General features: G+C 63.5%; 27 protein-coding genes. 21 read left to right on the forward strand and 6 right to left on the reverse strand.

Annotation, left to right across the window (positions count from 1 at the left end):
- The first annotated feature begins 6 nt into the window (after positions 1-6).
- From J2X11_RS06495 to J2X11_RS06560, 14 genes are all read left to right on the forward strand, one after another.
- The gene (locus J2X11_RS06495; RefSeq protein ID WP_309968229.1) at positions 7-657 is read left to right on the forward strand and encodes an L-threonylcarbamoyladenylate synthase; all 651 of its coding nucleotides are present in this window, start codon (positions 7-9) and stop codon (positions 655-657) included.
- Positions 658-660: 3 nt separating this feature from the next.
- Positions 661-1,782, forward strand: a complete 1,122-nt coding sequence (locus J2X11_RS06500; protein WP_309968232.1) for a glycosyltransferase family 4 protein — start codon at positions 661-663, stop codon at positions 1,780-1,782.
- 114 nt (positions 1,783-1,896) lie between these two features.
- A complete protein-coding gene (locus J2X11_RS06505; protein ID WP_309968235.1) occupies positions 1,897-2,130 on the forward strand; it encodes an AtpZ/AtpI family protein in 234 nt (77 codons plus the stop codon).
- Between the two features lie 30 nt (positions 2,131-2,160).
- On the forward strand, positions 2,161-2,586 hold the full coding sequence (locus J2X11_RS06510) for a hypothetical protein (RefSeq protein ID WP_309968238.1): 426 nt from the start codon (positions 2,161-2,163) through the stop codon (positions 2,584-2,586).
- On the forward strand, positions 2,583-3,365 hold the full coding sequence (atpB, locus tag J2X11_RS06515; RefSeq protein ID WP_309968241.1) for a F0F1 ATP synthase subunit A: 783 nt from the start codon (positions 2,583-2,585) through the stop codon (positions 3,363-3,365). Before J2X11_RS06510 ends, atpB begins: the two co-directional genes overlap by 4 nt.
- Positions 3,366-3,448: 83 nt before the next feature.
- On the forward strand, positions 3,449-3,715 hold the full coding sequence (locus J2X11_RS06520; RefSeq protein WP_309968243.1) for a F0F1 ATP synthase subunit C: 267 nt from the start codon (positions 3,449-3,451) through the stop codon (positions 3,713-3,715).
- Positions 3,716-3,752: 37 nt separating this feature from the next.
- On the forward strand, positions 3,753-4,274 hold the full coding sequence (locus J2X11_RS06525; protein WP_309968246.1) for a F0F1 ATP synthase subunit B: 522 nt from the start codon (positions 3,753-3,755) through the stop codon (positions 4,272-4,274).
- A complete protein-coding gene (locus J2X11_RS06530) occupies positions 4,274-5,068 on the forward strand; it encodes a F0F1 ATP synthase subunit delta (RefSeq protein ID WP_309968250.1) in 795 nt (264 codons plus the stop codon). The genes J2X11_RS06525 and J2X11_RS06530 overlap by 1 nt, the downstream gene beginning before the upstream one ends.
- Before the next feature lie 77 nt (positions 5,069-5,145).
- Positions 5,146-6,786, forward strand: coding sequence for a F0F1 ATP synthase subunit alpha (gene atpA, locus J2X11_RS06535; protein ID WP_309968254.1), 1,641 nt, complete (start codon positions 5,146-5,148; stop codon positions 6,784-6,786).
- Between the two features lie 3 nt (positions 6,787-6,789).
- Complete coding sequence (locus J2X11_RS06540; protein ID WP_309968257.1) at positions 6,790-7,722, forward strand: F0F1 ATP synthase subunit gamma; 933 nt, start codon at positions 6,790-6,792, stop codon at positions 7,720-7,722.
- 5 nt (positions 7,723-7,727) lie between these two features.
- On the forward strand, positions 7,728-9,212 hold the full coding sequence (atpD, locus tag J2X11_RS06545; protein WP_309968260.1) for a F0F1 ATP synthase subunit beta: 1,485 nt from the start codon (positions 7,728-7,730) through the stop codon (positions 9,210-9,212).
- Complete coding sequence (locus J2X11_RS06550) at positions 9,212-9,592, forward strand: F0F1 ATP synthase subunit epsilon (protein ID WP_309968263.1); 381 nt, start codon at positions 9,212-9,214, stop codon at positions 9,590-9,592. The genes atpD and J2X11_RS06550 overlap by 1 nt, the downstream gene beginning before the upstream one ends.
- A gap of 19 nt (positions 9,593-9,611) precedes the next feature.
- On the forward strand, positions 9,612-10,058 hold the full coding sequence (locus J2X11_RS06555; RefSeq protein ID WP_309968266.1) for a DUF2550 domain-containing protein: 447 nt from the start codon (positions 9,612-9,614) through the stop codon (positions 10,056-10,058).
- A 45-nt stretch (positions 10,059-10,103) separates the two neighbouring features.
- Positions 10,104-10,322: a hypothetical protein gene (locus tag J2X11_RS06560; protein WP_309968269.1), complete on the forward strand. Its 219-nt coding sequence runs from the start codon at positions 10,104-10,106 to the stop codon at positions 10,320-10,322.
- Here J2X11_RS06560 and J2X11_RS06565 read toward each other — a convergent pair whose 3' ends face one another.
- Positions 10,323-10,898 (reverse strand): cob(I)yrinic acid a,c-diamide adenosyltransferase, encoded by a 576-nt coding sequence (locus J2X11_RS06565; protein ID WP_309968272.1) that lies wholly within the window; start codon positions 10,896-10,898, stop codon positions 10,323-10,325. It abuts the gene before it with no gap.
- Positions 10,899-10,961: 63 nt separating this feature from the next.
- Here J2X11_RS06565 and J2X11_RS06570 point away from each other — a divergent pair, with 63 nt between their 5' ends.
- Complete coding sequence (locus J2X11_RS06570) at positions 10,962-12,965, forward strand: protein meaA (protein WP_309968275.1); 2,004 nt, start codon at positions 10,962-10,964, stop codon at positions 12,963-12,965.
- Here the strand turns inward: J2X11_RS06570 and J2X11_RS06575 are convergent.
- Together J2X11_RS06575 and J2X11_RS06580 are read right to left on the reverse strand one after the other, a co-directional pair.
- On the reverse strand, positions 12,962-13,738 hold the full coding sequence (locus J2X11_RS06575) for an isocitrate lyase/PEP mutase family protein (RefSeq protein WP_309968277.1): 777 nt from the start codon (positions 13,736-13,738) through the stop codon (positions 12,962-12,964). The two genes, J2X11_RS06570 and J2X11_RS06575, sit on opposite strands and share 4 nt — an antisense overlap.
- A 63-nt stretch (positions 13,739-13,801) precedes the next feature.
- Complete coding sequence (locus J2X11_RS06580; protein ID WP_309968280.1) at positions 13,802-13,963, reverse strand: hypothetical protein; 162 nt, start codon at positions 13,961-13,963, stop codon at positions 13,802-13,804.
- 58 nt (positions 13,964-14,021) lie between these two features.
- Here J2X11_RS06580 and J2X11_RS06585 point away from each other — a divergent pair, with 58 nt between their 5' ends.
- Both J2X11_RS06585 and J2X11_RS06590 read left to right on the forward strand, forming a co-directional pair.
- Positions 14,022-14,546: a ferritin gene (locus tag J2X11_RS06585; protein WP_309968283.1), complete on the forward strand. Its 525-nt coding sequence runs from the start codon at positions 14,022-14,024 to the stop codon at positions 14,544-14,546.
- Positions 14,539-14,928 carry an SSI family serine proteinase inhibitor gene (locus J2X11_RS06590; RefSeq protein WP_309968285.1) on the forward strand — a complete coding sequence of 130 codons (390 nt, stop codon included), beginning with the start codon at positions 14,539-14,541 and terminating at the stop codon, positions 14,926-14,928. The genes J2X11_RS06585 and J2X11_RS06590 overlap by 8 nt, the downstream gene beginning before the upstream one ends.
- A 1-nt stretch (position 14,929) precedes the next feature.
- On the opposite strand, the gene nucS is transcribed toward J2X11_RS06590, so the two are convergent.
- Together nucS and J2X11_RS06600 are read right to left on the reverse strand one after the other, a co-directional pair.
- A complete protein-coding gene (gene nucS, locus J2X11_RS06595) occupies positions 14,930-15,607 on the reverse strand; it encodes an endonuclease NucS (protein WP_309968288.1) in 678 nt (225 codons plus the stop codon).
- Between the two features lies 1 nt (position 15,608).
- Entirely contained in the window at positions 15,609-15,977 is a 369-nt protein-coding gene (locus tag J2X11_RS06600; RefSeq protein WP_309968291.1) for a lipocalin family protein, read from the reverse strand.
- A 71-nt stretch (positions 15,978-16,048) separates the two neighbouring features.
- On the opposite strand from J2X11_RS06600, the gene J2X11_RS06605 reads away from it, so the two are divergent.
- The 4 genes from J2X11_RS06605 (at position 16,049) to J2X11_RS06620 (ending at position 18,782) form a co-directional block, all read left to right on the forward strand.
- Complete coding sequence (locus J2X11_RS06605) at positions 16,049-17,242, forward strand: 3-hydroxyacyl-CoA dehydrogenase family protein (protein ID WP_309968293.1); 1,194 nt, start codon at positions 16,049-16,051, stop codon at positions 17,240-17,242.
- Between the two features lie 86 nt (positions 17,243-17,328).
- Complete coding sequence (locus J2X11_RS06610; RefSeq protein WP_309968296.1) at positions 17,329-17,706, forward strand: hypothetical protein; 378 nt, start codon at positions 17,329-17,331, stop codon at positions 17,704-17,706.
- 34 nt (positions 17,707-17,740) lie between these two features.
- On the forward strand, positions 17,741-18,004 hold the full coding sequence (locus tag J2X11_RS06615; RefSeq protein WP_309968299.1) for a hypothetical protein: 264 nt from the start codon (positions 17,741-17,743) through the stop codon (positions 18,002-18,004).
- 1 nt (position 18,005) lies between these two features.
- Positions 18,006-18,782, forward strand: coding sequence for an alpha/beta hydrolase (locus tag J2X11_RS06620; protein WP_309968302.1), 777 nt, complete (start codon positions 18,006-18,008; stop codon positions 18,780-18,782).
- Here the strand turns inward: J2X11_RS06620 and J2X11_RS06625 are convergent.
- The gene (locus J2X11_RS06625; protein ID WP_309968305.1) at positions 18,779-19,969 is read right to left on the reverse strand and encodes a DivIVA domain-containing protein; all 1,191 of its coding nucleotides are present in this window, start codon (positions 19,967-19,969) and stop codon (positions 18,779-18,781) included. The two genes, J2X11_RS06620 and J2X11_RS06625, sit on opposite strands and share 4 nt — an antisense overlap.
- Between the last annotated feature and the right edge of the window lie 109 nt (positions 19,970-20,078).

Genomic DNA, 20,078 nt, shown 5'->3' on the forward strand with positions numbered 1-20,078 from the left:
GACTCCGTGAAGTTCGACTGCGCTGTGCCCGAAGAGTTCGACAAGGGACTCAAGGCCGCCAAGACCGCTCTCGACTCCGGCAATCTCGTCGTCCTGCCGACCGACACGGTCTACGGACTCGCTGCCGACGCCTTCTCTCCGCACGCCGTGCAGTCCCTGCTGGATGCGAAGGGTCGTAGCCGTCAGATGCCGCCGCCGGTGCTGGTCGGTGCGCCCACGACGCTCGATGCGCTTGCCGCCGAGGTACCGTCCTGGCTCCGAGCAGCGGTCGACGAGCTGTGGCCAGGGCCGCTGACCGTGATCCTCAAGCAGCAGTCATCGCTGACCTGGGATCTCGGCGAGACTCACAACACCGTTGCCGTACGAATGCCTGACGACGAACGCGCCCTCGCGCTTCTCAAACAGACCGGGCCGCTCGCTGTCAGCAGTGCCAACATCACCAGCCAGCCAGCCGCTCAGACGATCGAAGAGGCTGAGGAGATGCTCGGCGCCAAAGTCGCGGTCTATCTCGATGGCGGTCCATCAGCGTCTGGCGTGCCATCGACGATCCTTGACGCCACCGGGTCAACCCCGCGCATCCTGCGAGCCGGGGGAGTCACCCTCGAGATGCTGCACGCGTACAACAACACGATCGAGCCAGCGGACGAGGTCAGCTGACCCATGCGCGAGTATCTCGTCGTCTTCGGCATCTCCCTGGGAGTCACCTATCTCCTGGCATCAATCGCGCGCCAGCTCGCCGTACGCTTCGGCGCCGTTGCGCGAGTGCGTGACCGTGACGTGCACGCGATCCCGACGCCCTACTTCGGCGGTCCCGCGATGTTCGGCGGATTGCTGTCGGCCTATCTCGTCTCAATGCATCTGCCGTTCCTGTCGCTCGCCGACTCGACCGTGTTCGGTCCCGTGCGCGGAGTATTGCTCGGCGGCGCCGTCATCTGCTTGGTCGGCATCATCGACGACCTGTACGAGCTCGACGCACTCAGCAAGTTCGCCGGGCAGGTGCTCGCCGCGATCATCGTCGTGACCCAGGGCGTGCAGTTCTTCTACCTGCCGCTCTATGGCAACTACCTCGGCCTCGACCAAATCCAGGCCATGATCTTCACGGTCATCCTGATTGTCGGCACGGCAAATGCGGTTAACTTCGTCGACGGTCTCGACGGTTTGGCCGCCGGCATCGTCGCGATCGGTGCTGTGGCGTTCTTCGCGTACGCGTTCATCCTCGCGGTCGAGAACGGGGAGACCCGCGCGATTGCCGCGGCCCTGCTGACGGCGGCTCTGGCGGGTGCCTGCATCGGCATCCTCCCGCACAACTTCTTCCCAGCCCGAATGTTCATCGGCGACTCGGGGTCGATGCTGATCGGGTTCGTGCTCGCCTGCTCCTCGATCAGTCTGACCGGCCAGTTCCCGGCGACGAGCCTGACCGAGGGTGTTGGTGGCGCGGAGGCGAGTTTCCTGCCGGCTCTGCTCCCGCTGATCCTCCCGTTCACGATCCTGCTGGTGCCGTTCATCGACCTCGGCCTCGCCGTGGTCCGACGTACGCGGGCCGGAAGGTCCCCTTTCAGCCCGGACAAGATGCACATCCATCACCGGCTACTCGAGATCGGCCACTCCCACCGACGTGCAGTGCTGCTGATGTACGCGGGAGCCGGGCTGGTGGCGTTCGGCAGCGTTGTGATCAGCTTGTTCAGCGGATGGCAGTCGATCGTCGGATTCGGAGTCCTCGCCGTGCTCACAGCGGCAGCAGTTTTCGTACTCCCCAAGCTCGACGAGAAGGTCTGGTCTTAGGGGTTACCCAAGTTGGAGCGCCTTTGACGCTCGTGATAACTTTCACGAACAGATTGCGAGCCTTGCTCGTGACCCCGAACCACCGAGGATGGCCGCCGAAAATGACGACCAACGATGAACGATGAAGCACTCGACGGTTCTCCCGACGCGGCCTCACTTGGAGTCTGGCGACTCGTCGGTCTCGGAATGGTTTTCGTTGGCAACATCGTCGGTGGCCTCGTTCTCGGATGGCTCGCTGATCAACACTGGAACACCTCGCCGGTCTTCGTCCTTTCGGGCATCGGACTCGGCATGGTCACCGCTTTCGTCAGCGCTTGGCTGCAGATCAGATCGTTCCTCCGCACATGAGGGACAGATGACAGAGAGGAGCTGGACACGATGACCACGACTCCGTCCATCGTCCGCTCCATCCGCAACCAGAAGCGCGCGCTCATCACTGCCGGCTGCCTGGTTGTTGCCTCCGTCTGGATCAGTGTTCCCCTCGGCGAGTGGCGCGGCGGCATGTTCCTCGCGATCGGCATCGTCCTCGGCGCGATCAACCACCTGCTCACCGAGCACTTCCTACTTCGCCAGGTCGAAGGCGGCGAGTTGCCGACCCGCAAGCAGTACGCCGCTGGTTCGGCCGTACGCCTGCTCGGCATCTCCGGCATCGCCGTAGTGATCGCCCTCGTCTTCTGGCCCCACGGTGCAGCCGTACTGTTCGGACTGGCCATTTTCCACTTGATCGCCCTGGTCTTCACGGGTATCCCGCTTCTCCGAGAGGTGCGCAAGGAATTGAACGAGCCAATCGAGGAGAAGGCATGAGCCTTGTAGCTGCTGGACTCGCAACCGAGACCGAGATCGAAGCCGGTCACCACACGACCTTCGAGTGGCTCGGACTGACGTTCAACTCCGACACCATGCTGTCGACGGCCGTCGCCGGCGTAGTCGTGCTGATCTTCGGTTTCCTGCTTCGCCGCTCGGTGACCGACGGCGTCCCCGGCAAGATTCAGCTGCTCTGGGAGTCACTCGTTGAGTGGGTTCAGGGCCTCACGCTCAGCAGCATCGGACGGCTCAACCCGTTCATCGTCCCGCTCGGCGTAGCGCTGTTCCTCTTCATCCTGATCGGCAACTGGTTCGAAGCCATCCCGACGGGGCACAAGCTCCCGCCGCCGGCCGCCGACACCAACATGACTTACGGCCTCGCGCTCGTCGTCATCATCGCCGTGCACACCTTCGGCATCCGTGAGGTCGGTCTTCGTCACTACCTCAAGCCGTTCCTCTCGCCGCTGCACCTGATCGAAGAGATCGTCAAGCCGTTCAGCCTCGCACTGCGACTCTTCGGCAACATCTTCGCCGGCGGCATCATCCTCAGCCTGATCGGCCTGATCCCCAACTACGGTGCCTGGATCCCCGAAGTCCTCTGGAAGATCTTCGGCATGGCGATCGGCGGCATCCAGGCGTTCATCTTCACCCTGTTGACGATCCTCTACTTCGGATTCGCTGTGAGCCACGGCGGAGACGACGAGCACCACGACGAGCCAAAAGAGAAGAAGAAAAAGAAGGCCAAGAAGGCCGAAGAAAAAGTGGCCGTCGCGGCCTGAGCTTCACCCCATACCTAAATAGCAATAGCAACATCCACGAACATCACGAGCGGGACCACCGCCCGTGAGAGCCAAGGAGAAACATGGCAACGGACGCAGCAAACCTCGACAGCGCAATCAAGACTGCCGGAGCATTCATCGGAGGCGGACTCGCCCTCGGTGGCGGCGCCGTCGGTGCGGCCATCGGTGACGGTCTGGCCGGTAGCGCCACGATCCAGGGCGTCGCTCGTCAGCCGGAGGCCCAGAGCCGCCTCATGACGATCTTCTTCCTGACCGTCGGTCTGGCAGAAGCCGCATACTTCATCAACCTTGCCTTCATGGCGCTGTTCGTATTCGTCCTCGGCAAGTGACGAGTGCAGCACCTCTGAGCAGACGGGAACATCAGTGATGCCCGAAACAACGTCGGCCGAGAGTAACTTCCTCGTCCCGAACGGCACGATCCTCTTTGAGATTCTTGCGTTCGCGATCCTGCTGTTCATCCTGGCCAAGTACGTCATCCCGCCGGTCAACAAGGGACTGACGGACCGCCAGGAGAACATTCGCCAGCAGTTCGCCGATGCCGAAAAGGCAAAGTCGGACGCCGAGGCTGAGAAGGAGTCCTACCGCGCGCAGATTGCTGACGCACGGCAGGAAGCCGCTCGCATCCGTGAGGAAGCCAAGGAGCAGGGCGCGCAGATCATCGCCGAGATGCGTCAGCAGGCACAGTCCGAAGCTGACCGCATCACGACGCACGCTCACGCACAGATCGAAGCCGAGCGCTCGCAGGCTCTGGCTCAGCTCAAGGGTGAGGTCGGCTCCATCGCGACCCAGCTCGCTGGCCGCATCGTCGGAGAGTCACTCGACGACGAAGCACGCCAGAAGCGCACGGTTGAGCGGTTCATCGCCGAGCTCGAGGAGTCTTCGAACTGATGCGCGGCGTATCTGCAGCAACGCTCGAAGAGGTCCTGGCAGCCGTCGAAGGCTCCGGCACTTCTGACATCGGTGACGAGCTCTTCTCCGTCACCGCGTTGCTCGACGCGACGCCGTCACTTCGACGGATCCTCACGGACCCCGCCACCGAGCCCGACGCCCGCGTCGGTCTGCTCAAGCAGGTGCTCGGCGACAAGGTCAGCACGGGAACGTTGGCGATCCTCACGGTCGCTGCCAATGGTCGTTGGGCATCAAGCCGCGACCTGACGGATGGCCTGGAGATCTCCGGCGTTGCGGCTCACGTCGCAGCCGCCGAGAAGGATGGCCAGCTTGAGGCAATGGAGAGCGAGCTGTTCGACGTCGGCAACATCGTCGTCGCTGACAGTGATCTCCGCGCTGCGCTGACGGATCGTACGACTGCTGCTTCGGCCAAGGCCGAGCTCGTCAACTCGATCTTCGAAGGCAAAGTCACCGCACCGACGGTCGCCCTCGTACGCCAGGCAGCCGCGGCACGTACCGCTTCGTTCGAGAAGGTCCTCGCGACCTTCGCTGACGAGGTCGCCGATCGCCGCAACCGCCTGCTCGCCGAGGTCCGCTCGACGTACCCGCTGACTGACGCAGAGCTCGACCGCATCGCGGCCGCACTCGCCAAGCGTTACGACCGCGAATTCCACCTCAACACCGTCATCGATCCCGACCTTGTCGGAGGCATCCGTGTCTCCGTCGGCGGTGACGTGATCGATGGCTCCGTATCCAGCCGACTCGAAGACGCCCGACGGCTCATCGCAGGCTGACCAGCACCACACAAATCAATCTTCAAAAACGTAATCTCCAGAACCCCGCACGACTCCACAAGAAGGTAGGCACCCACATGGCGGAACTCACCATCCGTCCGGACGAGATCCGCGACGCGTTGCAGAAGTTCGTGGCCGACTACACCCCGAGCGCTGCGGCGACCGACGAGATCGGCATCGTGTCCGAGGCCGGCGACGGCATCGCACGCGTCGAAGGTCTCCCGTCGGCCATGGCCAACGAGCTCCTTGAGTTCGAGGACGGCACGCTCGGCCTCGCGCTCAACCTTGACGTCCGCGAAATCGGTGTCGTCATCCTGGGTGAGTTCTCCGGCATCGAAGAAGGCCAGAAGGTACGCCGTACCGGCGAGGTCCTCTCCGTTCCCGTTGGCGACGCCTACCTCGGTCGCGTGTGCGACCCGCTGGGCAACCCGATCGACGGCCTCGGCGAGATCAAGACCGACAAGCGTCGTGCGCTCGAACTGCAGGCCCCCAACGTCATGCAGCGCAAGAGCGTTCACGAGCCGCTGATGACCGGCCTCAAGGCGATCGACTCGCTGACGCCCATCGGCCGCGGTCAGCGTCAGCTGATCATCGGTGACCGTCAGACCGGCAAGACCGCCATCGCGATCGACACGATCATCAACCAGAAGGACTTCTGGGAGTCAGGCGATCCGGACAAGCAGGTTCGCTGCATCTACGTCGGTATCGGTCAGAAGGGCTCGACGATCGCAGCCGTACGCGGCTCGCTCGAAGAGGCCGGCGCGCTGGAGTACACGACGATCGTCGCCGCTCCTGCCTCCGACTCGGCTGGCTTCAAGTACCTCGCCCCGTACACCGGCTCGGCCATCGGCCAGGAGTGGATGTACGCCGGCAAGCACGTTCTGATCATCTTTGACGACCTGTCGAAGCAGGCTGAGGCATACCGCGCCGTTTCGCTGCTGCTCCGCCGCCCGCCGGGCCGCGAGGCATACCCCGGCGACGTGTTCTACCTGCACTCGCGGTTGCTCGAGCGTTGCGCCAAGCTCAGCGATGAGCTCGGTGCTGGCTCGATGACGGGTCTGCCGATCGTCGAGACCAAGGCCAACGACGTGTCGGCCTACATCCCGACCAACGTCATCTCGATCACGGACGGCCAGATCTTCCTGCAGTCCGACCTGTTCAACGCCAACCAGCGCCCCGCCGTCGACGTCGGTATCTCGGTGTCGCGAGTCGGTGGTGCCGCGATGAACAAGTCGATGAAGGCGGTTACCGGTTCGCTCAAGGTTGAGCTCGCGCAGTACCGCGCGATGGAAGCGTTCGCCATGTTCGCTTCTGACCTCGACGCCGCGTCCAAGCAGCAGCTTGCTCGTGGTCAGCGCATCATGGAGCTGTTCAAGCAGGGCCAGTACGCACCGTTCCCGGTTGAGAACCAGGTCGTCTCGATCTGGGCCGCCACGACCGGCAAGATCGACAACGTGCCGGTCAGCGACGTCAGCCGCTTCGAGTCGGAGTTCCTCGACTACCTGTCGCGCTCGCACGGTGACGTGCTCGCCGCGATCCGGGAGTCGGGCAAGTTCGAAGACGAGAACGAGCAGGCGCTTGAGAAGGCGTACGAGTCGTTCCTCGACCAGTTCGAGACCAGCGATGGACACTCGATCAAGGCCGGCCACGAAGAGCACGAAGCCCTTGCCGACGAAGATGTCGAGCAGGAGCAGATCGTCAAGCAGAAGCGGAGCTGACGCATGGCAGCATCAGTGCGCGAACTGCGCGCGAAGATCAAGTCGACGACGTCGATGAAGAAGATCACGCGCGCCATGGAGCTCATTGCTGCGTCCCGGATCATCAAGGCGCAGCAGCACGCGGCAGCAGCAGCTCCGTATGCCCGTGAGCTGACCCGTGCCGTGTCGGCAGTGGCTACCTTCTCGAACGTCGACCACCCGTTGACGACCGAGAAGGAGAACCCGACGAAGGCCGCGGTGCTGGTCATTTCCAGCGACCGTGGACTCGCCGGCGCCTACTCGTCGTCAGTGCTCAAGGAAGCGGAGCGTCTCGTTGAGAAGCTTCACTCCGAGGGCAAGGATGTCGATCTCTACCTCGCAGGACGCAAGGCAGAGGCCTACTACAACTTCCGCCAGCGTGAGTTCATCCAGTCCTGGACCGGATTCTCCGACAAGCCCGAATATGACAACGCACGTGAGATCGGCGCGACCCTGGTCCGTACGTTCCACGTAGACGAGGACGACGAGGACAAGGTCGATGCTGACCGCGTTGTCGACGAGCTTCACATCGTGTTCACCCGGTTCAAGTCGATGCTGGTGCAGGAGCCGGACGTCATTCGCCTGCTCCCGCTCGAGGTTGTCGAGGGCACTGAGGCTCCGCCCGAGGGTGAAGTCCTGCCGCTGTACGAATTCGAGCCGTCCGCCAGCGAGGTGCTCGATGCCCTGCTGCCCAAATACGTTCAGAGTCGCATCTACTACTGCTTGCTGCAGGCTGCAGCGTCCGAACTGGCTGCCCGCCAGAAGGCGATGAAGTCCGCAACTGACAACGCAGACGATCTGATCCAGAAGTACACCCGAATCGCCAACCAGGCCCGACAGGCCGGGATTACCCAGGAGATCAGCGAGATCGTAGGTGGCGCCAACGCGCTTGCCGACGCCACCGCTGGGAGTGAGTGAGAGATATGCCAACCGCCAAGAAGACCGCAGCCAAGAAGGCTCCCGCCAAGAAGACCGACGACGCGGCATCCAACCTGGCCACCGGCCGTGTTGCTCGCGTCATCGGCCCGGTGCTCGACATCGAGTTCCCCAGCGATGCCATCCCCGAGATGTACAACATGCTCAAGGTGGACACTGAGGTCGCCGGCGTCAAGGAGACGCTGACCCTCGAGGTCGCGCTCCACATCGGTGACGGCATGGTGCGAGCCATCAGCCTCCGCCCGACCGACGGCATCGTCCGCGGCGCCACGGTCACCAACACTGGTGGGCCCATCTCGGTCCCCGTTGGCGACCAGACGCTCGGCAAGGTGTTCAACACCACGGGTGACGTCATGAACCTCAAAGAGGGCGAGAAGTGGGAGGTCAAGGAGCGCCGCGGCATCCACGGCAAGGCTCCTGCGTTCGACCAGCTTGAGTCCAAGACTGAGATGTTCCAGACCGGCATCAAGGTCATCGACCTCCTGACGCCGTACGTGCTCGGCGGAAAGATCGGCCTCTTCGGTGGTGCCGGTGTCGGCAAGACCGTTCTGATCCAGGAAATGATCGCCCGAGTCGCTCGCGACCACGGTGGTGTGTCAGTGTTCGCCGGCGTCGGTGAGCGTACGCGTGAGGGCAACGACCTCATCGCCGAAATGGAAGAGGCCGGCGTCCTCGGACAGACCGCACTCGTCTTCGGTCAGATGGATGAGCCGCCGGGAGCGCGTCTTCGTGTCGCACTGTCGGCGCTGACCATGGCGGAGTACTTCCGCGATGTTCAGAACCAGGACGTGCTGCTGTTCATTGACAACATCTTCCGTTTCACCCAGGCAGGTTCGGAGGTGTCCACGCTGCTCGGCCGTATGCCGTCGGCCGTGGGTTACCAGCCGACGCTGGCTGACGAGATGGGCGTGCTCCAGGAGCGCATCACCTCGACGCGTGGTCACTCGATCACGTCGCTCCAGGCGATCTACGTTCCGGCCGATGACTACACCGACCCGGCTCCTGCCACGACGTTCGCGCACCTCGACGCCACCACGGAACTCGACCGAGAGATTGCCTCGATGGGCATCTACCCGGCCGTGAACCCGCTGACGTCGACGTCACGAATCCTCGACCCGCGTTACATCAGCGCTGATCACTACAACACCGCCAACCGCGTCAAGAGCATCCTGCAGCGCAACAAGGAGCTTCAGGACATCATCGCGATCCTCGGTGTTGACGAGCTCAGCGAAGAGGACAAGACCCTCGTGGGTCGCGCCCGTCGTATCCAGCGCTTCCTGTCGCAGAACACGTACGTGGCCAAGCAGTTCACCGGTATCGAAGGCTCGACCGTCTCCATCGACGAGACGATCGACGGCTTCACCAAGATCTGCGACGGCGACTACGACCACGTTGCTGAGCAGGCCTTCTTCATGTGCGGCGGTCTCGAAGACGTCGACAAGAAGTGGGAAGAAATCCAGAAGAGCCTCTGATGGCAGATCCTTTGCAGATCGAGCTGGTCTCGGCCGACCGCGTTGTGTGGTCCGGCCAGGCCAGTGAGGTGTTGGCCCGCACCGTCGAGGGTGACCTCGGCGTGCTGGCTGACCACGCTCCGCTGCTGTCGTTGCTCGTACCCGGCGTTGTCGTGATCACACCACTCGAAGGTGAGGACCCGATCAAGGCTGCCGTGGCCGAGGGATTCATCTCCGTCGCCAACAACCGTGTGTCGATTCTGAGCGAAGACGCGTTCCTCGCTGACGAAATCGACGTTGCGGCTGCGCGCGCAGAGCTCGAAGCGGCGGAAGCCGACGAAGACGCGACCGCTATCCTGCGAGCCGAGGCGAAATTGAGCCTGGTCGACAAGACGTCCTGACGTCAGGAGGGAGCTCGCGATGCCATTTTGGTTGTGGCTCGTCGACTCCCTCGTGCTCGTCGTCCTGCTGTTCCTGGTGCCGCTGGTTGGGTTGATGGTTCGGCGGCGCGTGCTTGCCCGCTCGGGTGGCACGTTCGACATGAGCATCAACCGCAATGTCGCCGGCATTTCCAAGGGTTGGACCCTGGGTCTTGCCGTCTACCGCGAGAACCACCTCGAGTGGTTTCGAACCTTCTCTCTTTCGCTGCGTCCGCGCTATCGGTTTGAGCGCGGTGACGTACAGATCGAGGGACGTCGCGAACCTGACGGCGATGAAGTGCACGCGTTGCACGACGGTCATCTGATCGTCGGAGCGGAGAACACCGCCGGCGTACGACAGTTCGCGATGAGTGCCAACGCCCTGACCGGCCTCCTGTCCTGGCTGGAGTCAGCTCCACCCGGTCAGCGCGTCAACAACGTGGTCTGACGGTTGACGCTGTTGCCTCGCCGTACGAGAATCAAGACTCGGGCATTGCCCGAAGCCCGACGGCCCCTGACGAAGTTGGTGTTCTCGTTGTTCAAGCGCTCTCTTGCCGCTGTATGTGCGTCGGTTCTGCTTGTGGTGGGTGTCGCTCCGGCTGCCTCCGCCGCCAAGCGTCCGCACGCGCCCAAGGTCGTCCAGGTCATCGACTGGGATGCACCGAAGCCCGCTCCGGGTGGCGCGACAAACCGCGCCATCGACTGGGACTGATTAGCCCCGTTCGCCACCCGGAACCCAGAGGACGTCTCCGTCTTCTCGGTTCGCGTAGCGACCCAGGATGAACAGCAGATCGCTGAGGCGGTTGAGGTACTTCGCGGTCAGCACGTTCATGGTGTCGCCATGCTCTTCAAGCGCAGCCCAAGCCGAGCGCTCTGCTCGTCGTACGACGGTGCACGCGACGTGAACGGCTGCCGCTGAGGGAGTACCGCCGCGCAGGATGAACGAACGCAGCTTGGGCAGCTTCTCGTTGTAGTGGTCGCACCAGCCTTCGAGGCGGTCGATGTAGTCGGGCTCGACTCGCAACGGCGGATATTCGGGGTTCTCCACGACAGGGCACGACAAGTCAGCGCCGACATCAAACATGTCGTTCTGTACGTGGGTCAGGACCTTGATGACGTCATCCTCGAGCCCGCCGAGGGCAATCGCCAGACCGATCTGGCTGTTGGCCTCGTCGACATCGGCGTACGCGGCGAGCCTCAGGTCGAGCTTGGACGTTTTGCTCATGTCGCCGAGGTTGGTCGTGCCATCGTCACCCGTACGCGTGTAGATCCGTGTCAGATTGACCATGCATCCGAGTCTAGGCCTGCGGGGAGTGTGAGGCAGAACGCCCCGACGAAGCCGTGACCAGCGTTGATACTGCGCGGTAACCTGAACGTTATGCCTGACAAGCCCTGGGTGATGCGCACCTACGCCGGACACAGCTCGGCGACCGAGTCCAATGCGCTCTACCGACGCAACCTTGCGAAGGGTCAGACCGGACTCTCGGTCGCCTTCGACCTGCCCACGCAGACCGGCTACGACCCGGATCACGAGCTCAGTCGTGGCGAGGTCGGCAAGGTCGGCGTGCCGATCCCGCACCTCGGTGCGATGCGCCAGCTGTTCAAGGACATCCCGCTCGACACGATGAACACGTCGATGACGATCAACGCCACCGCGATGTGGCTCCTGGCGATGTACGAAGTCGCGGCTGAGGAGCAGGGCGTCGACCCTGTGCAGCTCTCAGGCACGACGCAGAACGACATCATCAAGGAATACCTGTCGCGCGGTACGTATGTCTTCGGTCCCGCGCCGTCGCTGCGCCTGACGACCGACATGATCGCCTACACGGTGAGCACGATCCCGAAATGGAATCCGCTCAACATCTGCAGCTACCACTTGCAAGAAGCCGGCGCGACGCCCACGCAGGAACTGGCCTACGCGCTGACCACAGCGATCGCCGTCCTCGACGCCGTACGCGACTCCGGTCAGGTTCCGCCTGAAGAGTTCGAAGCGGTCGTCGGACGCATCTCGTTCTTCGTCAACGCTGGCGTGCGGTTCATCGAAGAGATGTGCAAGATGCGCGCGTTCGGTCGACTGTGGGAGGAGATCACCCGCGAGCGCTACGGCGTGACCGATCCCAAGATGCGCCGCCTTCGCTACGGCGTCCAAGTCAACTCACTCGGCCTCACCGAGGCTCAGCCCGAGAACAACGTCCAGCGCATCGTGCTTGAGATGCTCGGCGTCACGCTGAGCAAGGATGCTCGCGCCCGCGCCGTACAGCTCCCCGCGTGGAACGAGGCCCTCGGTCTGCCGCGTCCGTGGGACCAGCAGTGGTCTCTGCGCCTTCAGCAGGTGCTCGCCTTCGAGTCCGACCTTCTTGAGTACGACGACATCTTCGAAGGCTCGGTCGTGATCGAGGCCAAGGTTGCCGAGCTCATCGAAGGCGCAAAGGCTGAGATCGATCGCGTACAGGCGATGGGCGGCGCTGTTGCTGCTGTCGAGTCCGGCTACATGAAGCAGGCGCTGGTCGGTTCGCATGCCGAGCGTCGTGCTCGCATCGAGTCGGGCGAGATGAAGGTTGTGGGCGTCAACACCTACACCGAGACCGAGCCGTCGCCGCTGACCGAGGACCTCGACGCCGCGATCATGACGTCAGATCCCGAGGCCGAGGCCAACGCCGTCGCCGATGTCATCGCGTGGCGCGCGCAGCGCGACCAGGGTGCTGTCGATGAAGCCCTCGATCGCCTCCGTGCTGAGGCCAAGACCGACACCAATCTGATGGAAGCAACGCTCGCGGCCGTACGCGCTGGAGCGACCGTCGGCGAGTGGGCTGGCGCGCTGCGTGAGGTGTTCGGCGAGTACCGCGCACCCACAGGTGTCAGCGGTGTCGTCGGCGTTGCTGATTCCGGCAAGGAGCTCACCGCCGTACGTGAGAAGGTCAAGAAGACGGGGGAGGAGCTTGGCACGCGCCTGCGCTTCCTCGTCGGCAAGCCAGGTCTCGATGGGCACTCCAACGGTGCCGAGCAGATCGCCGTACGCGCGCGCGATGCCGGCTTCGAGGTCATCTACCAGGGCATTCGCCTCACACCCGCTCAGATTGTCGCTGCGGCCGTCGCAGAGGACGTCCACTGTGTCGGCCTGTCGATCCTGTCGGGCTCGCACATGGAGCTCGTGCCCGAGGTGCAGAAGGCCATGGCCGAAGGCGGCATCGGTGACGTACCGTTGATCGTCGGTGGAATCATCCCCGAGTCAGATGCTCGCAAGATGGAGGCCGCTGGAGTGGCCGCCGTGTTCACGCCGAAGGACTTCGGTATGACGACGATCATGGATCGCATCGTCGACGAGATCCGCAAGGCCAACCACCTCAGCTTCTAGTTGAGGTGGCGGTAGTGCTTCGGGAGTCCACCGCCGGCGTTGACGTCCTTGGCGAGGTCCTGCAGGGCCATCAGTGCGACTGACTGACTGAACGGGCCATAGGACACTCGGGCAACGCCCAGCTCCTGCATACGGGCGAGTGGCACCGATCCGGGCGCACCGATCAGCGTCAGCTTCTGCGGGCCCCAGATGTCGACGATGGCCTTGATGTCGTCCTCCGACACTGCGCCGGGGACGAACACGACCGGAGCGCCAGCTGCGAGATAGGCCGAGCCACGCTCGATGGCATCGGCCAGTACGTCAGCATGTGGGCGGTCGCCAGCGCGCAGGAACGCATCCGTACGGGCGTTGAGTACGAAGTCGACGCCCTCGGACTCGCCTGCAGCCATCACAGCTTCGACGACAGCTACGGCCTCGGCGAGAGGCTTCATCTGGTCCTCGATGTTGGCGCCAACCGCGCCGACACCAATCGCCATGCGCGTGGTCTCGCCGGCATTGCCGTAGCCCGCCTCCAGATCAGCTGTGACCGGGAGGTCCGTGGCAGCCACGATGCGCCCAACGGCGGCGATCATGAGGTCGACGGGGATGTTCTCGCCATCTTCGTACCCATGTGCGACGGCGATCGAATGGCTGGCCGTGGCGAGTGCCTGTGTGCCCTCGACCTCGGCAACGATCTTGGCGCTGATCGCGTCCCAGACGTTGACGACCGTGAGCAGTTTGGGGTCGGAGTGAAGGGCGAGAAGTGCGGTGGCCTGTTCGGCGACGTTGGTCATGCTTGAAGGCTAGCCACACCTTCGTAGAACCCAAGGGCGCGGTGCCCTAGGCTCACACTGCCGTTAAGCGGCGACCTTGACGGGGTGCTTCTTCTTGGCCTTGACGAGCTTCCGCTTCTTGACGGTGTAGCCCTCGGGAAGTGTGCCCTTCTTCATCATCATCAGCGGACAGCGCTTGCACGCAGGCTTGTCGCTGCAGCACTTCTTCTTCGGCTTCGGTGGCACCTTGATATCGTACTACGTGAGGTGAGGCTCGCCTTACTCAGATAGGGAGAATTCACGCATGGCAGCAGCAGCGTTCGTCAAACGGCTCAACGAGCAGCTCGGCAACGAGTTCGGTGCCCACCAGCAGTACATCGCGATCGCGACGTACTTCGATGCCCTGACGATGCCCCAGATGGCCGGCCTGTTCTACCAGCAGGCCATCGAAGAACGCGACCACGCGATGATGATGGTGCGCTACCTCCTGGACGCCGACGAGCCGGTGACGATCCCCGCTCTCGATGCCCCGCGCTCGGACTTCAAGAACGTGATCGAGCCGGTGAAGGCCGCGCTCGAGCAGGAGAAGCGCGTTACCGAGCAGATCAATGATCTGACCCGCATCGCCCGCGAGAACAACGACTACGCCTCCGACCAGTTCATGCAGTGGTTCATCAAGGAGCAGGTTGAGGAAGTCTCCAAGATGAGCGACTTGCTTGCAGTCGTGACGCGCTCCAAGGATGACTACGAGCGCATCGAGGACTGGGTTGCCCGCGAGGACAAGAGCGAAGGCGCTGACCCGACTGCCCCGGCTATCGCCGGTGCGTAACGCACTGCTCGCTGCGACGCTGCTTTTGGCCCTCGGCGCGTGTGATGACAAGGAACATACGGCGACAGCGCTTACGATCACCGTCACTGCCGACGAAGGCGCCGAGCCAGTAGTGATGAAGCTGAGGTGCTTCCCGCCTGGCGGCGATCACCCGCAGGCCAAGCAGGCCTGTGATGCCATCAACGTCGATGGGATCAAGAGCTTTGACCCAGTGCCGGCCGATCAGGCCTGCACCATGATCTACGGCGGCCCTCAGGTCGCGACTGTTGTCGGCACCTACAAGGGCATCGACGTCGACACGACGTTCAGCCGTACGAATGGTTGCGAGATCGACCGCTGGGAGAAGCTCGGCACAACAGTCTTCGACGTCCCGCTGCAGTGAGCTAGAACAGGCGAAGCGACGGGTCGTCGATGCCGCGTAGCGCGTCGTAGTCGACGACGACGCACTCGATGCCGCGGTCCTGTGCCAACGTCCGGGCCTGCGGCTTGATCTCCTGAGCAGCGAAGATGCCACGGACTGGACTGAGGGCCGGATCGCGGTTCATCAGCTCGAGGTAGCGGGTGAGTTGCTCGACACCGTCGATGTCACCGCGGCGCTTGATCTCGACCGCGACGGATGCACCGCCGCCGTCCTTGCAGAGCAGGTCAACTGGTCCGATTGCGGTCATGAACTCGCGTCGTACGAGGCTCATGCCTTCGCCGAGCGCGACGGTGTGCTCGGCGAGGAGCTCTTGGAGGTGCTTCTCGACGCCGTCCTTCTGCAGGCCGGGATCGATGCCGAGCTCGTGGGCCGAGTCATGAAGGATCTCTTCGATCGTGATGCGCAGGGTGTCATCGGTCTTGCCGGCCATGACGGTCCACTCGATGCCACCGTCCTCGCCGGTGCCTTCGCGCAGCGTGCACGGCGGGCTCATCCAGTTGAGCGGCTTGTAGGACCCACCATCAGAGTGGATCAGCACAGAGCCGTCGTTCTTGACCATGATCAGGCGCGTCGCGAGCGGGAGGTGGGCGGCGAGGCGGCCGGCATAGTCGACCTGGCACCGGGCGATAACGAGACGCATGTCAGTTCCTGATCAGTGTGCCGAGCTTGAACGCCAGCGTCACGCCGACGATCGAGCCGGTGGTGGTGTTGCCGTCGTCACCTTTGAGCGACACGGTCTCGCCTTCAACGGAGTAGGTGCCGACGCGGAAATCCTTGATGCCCTGGAAGTCCTCGACAAACGTGCCGTCTTCGTTGAAGTGCACTGTCCACTCCGCTTCCTCGTCTGACCAGGTGCCGACCAGACTGGCTGTGTCGGGCGTTGCCGAGGTCGATGGCGATGCGGATTCGGAGGTGCTGGGGGTGACCCCTGGTTCGGCTTTGTCGTCGGGATCATTGCACCCGGAGAGAGCCAGCAAAGCGGTCACAGCCACGCTTGTGGCAAGTGTCATACGCAGTTTCATCCATCTCCCCTGTGAGTCACGTTAGTCTGTCACGACCCTCTTATTACTCAGGAGTAGCCATGCAGGAGATCGTCGACCAACTGGCCGGAAGCGACCGAGGTGCCGAGATCGCTCGCACGCTGCTGCTGCCGTACCTCAACCACGCCGCCACGATGTACGAGAGTGGTTACGCCACCAGCGACGACATCGATGCGTCGATGCGCTTCGGCTGTGGTTACCCGATCGGCCCGCTGGCCCTGATCGACGCGATTGGTGCGAAGACGGTCACGACTGGACTCGAGGCGCTCTTCGCCGAGACCGGTGACGAAGTCCACCAGCCAACCAGCATCCTGACGACGATGGCCGGGAACGACTCGACCTTCGCGCAGACCTCGGTCGCCGGATCGGTGGCAGCCCCCGATCTGCACCACGACATCAAGGTGGTCGGCGTTGTCGGCACCGGCACGATGGCCTCGGGCATCGTGGAGGTGTTCGCCAAGTCCGGCTACGACGTTGTGTACGTCGGCCGTGGCGAGGACAAGGTCGCTGGCGTACTCACCGCGATCACCAAGAGCCTCGACAAGGCCATCTCGCGCGGCAAGCTCGATGAGGACGGCAAGTCCAACGTGCTCGACCGCCTCACCGGCTCGACTGAGCGTGAGGCGCTCGCCAACGCTGACATCGTCGTCGAAGCCATCGCTGAGGACCTCGACATCAAGCTCGAGCTGTTCCGCGACCTCGACCGCATCTGCAAGCCCGGCGCGATCCTCGCCACGACGACGTCGTCGCTGTCGATCAACGACTGCGCCGCGGCGACGAAGCGCCCCGCCGACGTGATCGGCATGCACTTCTTCAACCCCGCACCTGTGATGAAGCTGGTCGAGGTTGTGTCCGGTGCTGACACCTCAGCCGACGTTGCAGAGACCGTGCGTGCGCTGTGTCTGGCTACAGGCAAGCACCCGGTGTCCTGCACCGACCGCGCTGGATTCATCGTCAACGCGTTGCTGTTCCCGTACCTCAACGACGCCATCAAGCTCCACGAAGCCGATGGTGACTCGCTGGAGTCGATCGACGAAGCCATGAAGGCGACCCAGCTTCCGCTCGGTCCGTTCCAGCTTCTCGACGTGGTCGGTAACGACGTGTCGCTCGCGATCGAGAACTCGCTCGTCGAGACTTTCGGGCACGAGGGATGGAAGCCGGCAGCGCTCCTTGAGAGCGTCGTTGCAGAAGGAAAGCTCGGTCGCAAGACCGGCGCAGGCTTCCACACGTACTAAACGCCCAAAAGTTACGCCGATTGGGCGTGGCGTTTATTTCCTGAAAAACCGGTAACTTCCGGGTCGCCGGCCTCGTTGGCTCTGACGTGAAGGTCAACGCAACAGGAGTGATGACGGTGGGCTCAGCCCACCTCGTTGCTGTGTCCCGGCTCGTCCGGGTCAGCGCGCTCACCGCTGTTGCGATCCTTTTCGTCGCCTACATCGCTGTTCAGGCGTTCGCGAGCCACTACAACGCGGTGCCCTCGACACACAATGTTGTCGCGCAGCCTGCGTCGAATGCCGCGCTGGCGGCAGCGATCACGGAGCAGGTGTCCCGTGGCCTCACGTGCCGCGAAGAACCGGCACTCACCGACACCATCCTGTTCCAGGCTCTGGAGCAGTCTGAGGTCCAGATACTCACCTTCGAGCAGGCCATTGCCGCCTCGAGTGCCCGTGAGGGCTGGATCCGCCGCTACTGCTTCTGATTGGCGCCAAGCCCGGCGACCGTAGACTTGCGACATGCCTCGCCGCCGTGTCGCCCCGCGCCAGCGGCCCGTCGCACGGCCGATGCCCGACCGGGTCGAGACCAAGGCTGACGGCGACTGGCATTTCCGTGCACTGCGTGGCTCATCCAAGACCTATCGCTGCCCCGGATGTGGCCAGCTGATCGCCATCGCAACGCCCCACGTTGTGGCCTGGCCGGTCGAGAAGGCGCTGCTCAGTGAGGCAGCCATCGACGAACGACGACATTGGCACTCTGCGTGCTGGACGAGGAAGCACTGACGTGACTGAACGTATTCGTGGCAATTCTGTGCTCCCGGCCAAACGTGAAGCCATCACGTTGGAAACTGCCGACGGACTGACCTTGGTGGGAGAGTTGGCGACCCCGATCGACCGCCCACCCGTAGCGACGATGATCTGTCTTCACCCGTTGCCGACGCACGGCGGCATGATGGACAGCCATCTCTTCCGGAAGGCGTCGTACCGCCTGCCTGCGCTGGCGGGCATCGCCGTCCTGCGGTTCAACACCCGGGGAACGTCAAGCCTCCAGGGCGCCAGCGAGGGCGAGTTCGACAACGGAGTGGGGGAGCAGTTCGACGTTGCCGCAGCGGTCGAGCATGCGGAGTTCGCCGACTTGCCACACATCTGGATCGTCGGCTGGTCCTTCGGCACTGACCTGGCCCTGATGTACGGGCTCGAGCCATCGGTCGAGGGCATCGTCCTGCTGTCTCCGCCGATTCGATCTGCGGGACCCCAGCACCTCAAAGCATGGGCCGACTCCGGCAAGCCGGTCACGGCATTGATCCCCGAACACGACGACTACCTTCAGCCGCCGGAGGCTCGCGAACGATTCGCCGCGATCCCTCAGGCCGACGTCATCGGTGTCGATGGCGCCAAGCACCTGTGGGTGGGCGACTCTGAGCGGGTTCTCGACGAGATCGTCAGGAAGCTCGCACCGGACGTCCCGGTGCCGTTGCCGAACACCTGGGACGGACCGATGGAACGCGCGGACTCCTCGGCCTACAAAGACCGTACGGTGGCCGCGTTCGAGACTGACTAGTTGTTGTCGTCGTCCTTGACGGCGGCCATGACTTCAGTCTTGGGGGCGTCGTCGTCCTTGGGCTCAGCCTTGGCTGCAGCGGCCTTGGGCTCTTCCTTCGGCTCTGCTGCCTTGGCCTTGGGCTCTGCCTTGGGGGCCGACTCCTTGGGGACGCTCGGAGCGAACGTGGAGACGATGTCGCGGAGCTGGCCCATCTGCGACATGATGCCGTCGCGCTTGCGCTGGAGCTCTTCGACCTCAGCGCGCAGCGTGCGTGTCTGACGCTCGATCTCGGTTGTCGCGGTGACCCGGATCTGCTGGGCCTCCGAGCTGGCGCTCGACATGATGGCCGACGCTTCGGACTTGGCGCCTTCGAGCACTCGTGCTGCTTCCTCGGAGGCGATGTCGCGAGCCTTGGAGGCCTTCGCCATGATCTCGCGAGCGCGCTCGTCGGCGGCGCCGGCGCGTGACTCGGCATCTGCGACGAGCTTGGCGGTCTGCGAGCTGGCCGACTCGTGGTGCTCGGAGGCCTCGCGGGCGAGACGCTCCTTCTCCACAGCGAGCACTCGGCGTGCCTCGGTGACCTCGCGGTCAGCGGCCGCGCGAGCCTGCTCGACCTCGCGAGTCGCGCCAAGACGGAGGTTCTGCGCGTCCTGCTCGGCGGCGAGCTTGACCTGAGCTGCCTCGCGTTCAGCGTGGGCGCGGAGATCCTCGGTGTGCGCGAGAGCATCAGCGTGCATTGCCTCGGCGTCTTCAAGGAGCTGCTTGCGCTTCTCCTCGAGCTCGGTCACGGCCTTGGTGCGCATCTCTTCGGCTTCGTGGTTGGCGGCGGCGCGAACCATGCTCGCCTCTTCTTCAGCCTTCTTGACGAGCTCATCGGCTTCGCGGGTGGCGCGGTTGCGTACGTCCTCGGCCTCCTGCTCAGCGAGGCCCAGCAACTGGGCGGCGTGGTTGCCCAGACCGGTGTAGGTCGGCTTCTCGACAGCCTCGACGCGGTCCTTGAGCTTTTCGATCAGTTCGCGAAGGTTCTCGTTCTCGGCGCCAAGCTTCTTGACGGTGTCGGCGGCACTCTTGAAGTCGGTGGTCTGTGAACGAACCCACGCATCGACTGCATCGCTGTCATATCCACCGCGGCGTGCCAGCGGGAACGATGCGTCGGCAGCCTTCTGCGCGGCGTCAAAGATGGACAATCCGGACTGTTCGGACATGCGATTCCCTCGAGATATGTAGCTGAATTGGTTGTGCCGTACACCATACCTCCCGTTCGTGGCACCGAAACAGTCCGATCAGGAGGCCTCAATCACACACAAACAACCC

This window comes from Aeromicrobium panaciterrae (assembly GCF_031457275.1).
Taxonomy (GTDB): Bacteria; Actinomycetota; Actinomycetes; order Propionibacteriales; family Nocardioidaceae; genus Aeromicrobium; species Aeromicrobium panaciterrae_A.

What these genes read in the sequence shown, in the direction of transcription:
- J2X11_RS06555 (WP_309968266.1), top strand. Translation starts at nt 9,612, where the DNA reads ATGCCATTTTGGTTGTGGCTCGTCGACTCCCTCGTGCTCGTCGTCCTG.
- J2X11_RS06540 (WP_309968257.1), top strand. Translation starts at nt 6,790, where the DNA reads ATGGCAGCATCAGTGCGCGAACTGCGCGCGAAGATCAAGTCGACGACG.
- J2X11_RS06605 (WP_309968293.1), top strand. Translation starts at nt 16,049, where the DNA reads ATGCAGGAGATCGTCGACCAACTGGCCGGAAGCGACCGAGGTGCCGAG.
- J2X11_RS06565 (WP_309968272.1), bottom strand. Translation starts at nt 10,898, where the DNA reads ATGGTCAATCTGACACGGATCTACACGCGTACGGGTGACGATGGCACG.
- nucS (WP_309968288.1), bottom strand. Translation starts at nt 15,607, where the DNA reads ATGCGTCTCGTTATCGCCCGGTGCCAGGTCGACTATGCCGGCCGCCTC.
- J2X11_RS06500 (WP_309968232.1), top strand. Translation starts at nt 661, where the DNA reads ATGCGCGAGTATCTCGTCGTCTTCGGCATCTCCCTGGGAGTCACCTAT.
- atpB (WP_309968241.1), top strand. Translation starts at nt 2,583, where the DNA reads ATGAGCCTTGTAGCTGCTGGACTCGCAACCGAGACCGAGATCGAAGCC.
- J2X11_RS06530 (WP_309968250.1), top strand. Translation starts at nt 4,274, where the DNA reads ATGCGCGGCGTATCTGCAGCAACGCTCGAAGAGGTCCTGGCAGCCGTC.
- J2X11_RS06600 (WP_309968291.1), bottom strand. Translation starts at nt 15,977, where the DNA reads ATGACACTTGCCACAAGCGTGGCTGTGACCGCTTTGCTGGCTCTCTCC.
- J2X11_RS06505 (WP_309968235.1), top strand. Translation starts at nt 1,897, where the DNA reads ATGAACGATGAAGCACTCGACGGTTCTCCCGACGCGGCCTCACTTGGA.
- atpA (WP_309968254.1), top strand. Translation starts at nt 5,146, where the DNA reads ATGGCGGAACTCACCATCCGTCCGGACGAGATCCGCGACGCGTTGCAG.
- J2X11_RS06510 (WP_309968238.1), top strand. Translation starts at nt 2,161, where the DNA reads ATGACCACGACTCCGTCCATCGTCCGCTCCATCCGCAACCAGAAGCGC.
- J2X11_RS06585 (WP_309968283.1), top strand. Translation starts at nt 14,022, where the DNA reads ATGGCAGCAGCAGCGTTCGTCAAACGGCTCAACGAGCAGCTCGGCAAC.
- J2X11_RS06550 (WP_309968263.1), top strand. Translation starts at nt 9,212, where the DNA reads ATGGCAGATCCTTTGCAGATCGAGCTGGTCTCGGCCGACCGCGTTGTG.
- J2X11_RS06625 (WP_309968305.1), bottom strand. Translation starts at nt 19,969, where the DNA reads ATGTCCGAACAGTCCGGATTGTCCATCTTTGACGCCGCGCAGAAGGCT.
- J2X11_RS06520 (WP_309968243.1), top strand. Translation starts at nt 3,449, where the DNA reads ATGGCAACGGACGCAGCAAACCTCGACAGCGCAATCAAGACTGCCGGA.
- J2X11_RS06575 (WP_309968277.1), bottom strand. Translation starts at nt 13,738, where the DNA reads ATGACCAACGTCGCCGAACAGGCCACCGCACTTCTCGCCCTTCACTCC.
- atpD (WP_309968260.1), top strand. Translation starts at nt 7,728, where the DNA reads ATGCCAACCGCCAAGAAGACCGCAGCCAAGAAGGCTCCCGCCAAGAAG.
- J2X11_RS06525 (WP_309968246.1), top strand. Translation starts at nt 3,753, where the DNA reads ATGCCCGAAACAACGTCGGCCGAGAGTAACTTCCTCGTCCCGAACGGC.
- J2X11_RS06615 (WP_309968299.1), top strand. Translation starts at nt 17,741, where the DNA reads ATGCCTCGCCGCCGTGTCGCCCCGCGCCAGCGGCCCGTCGCACGGCCG.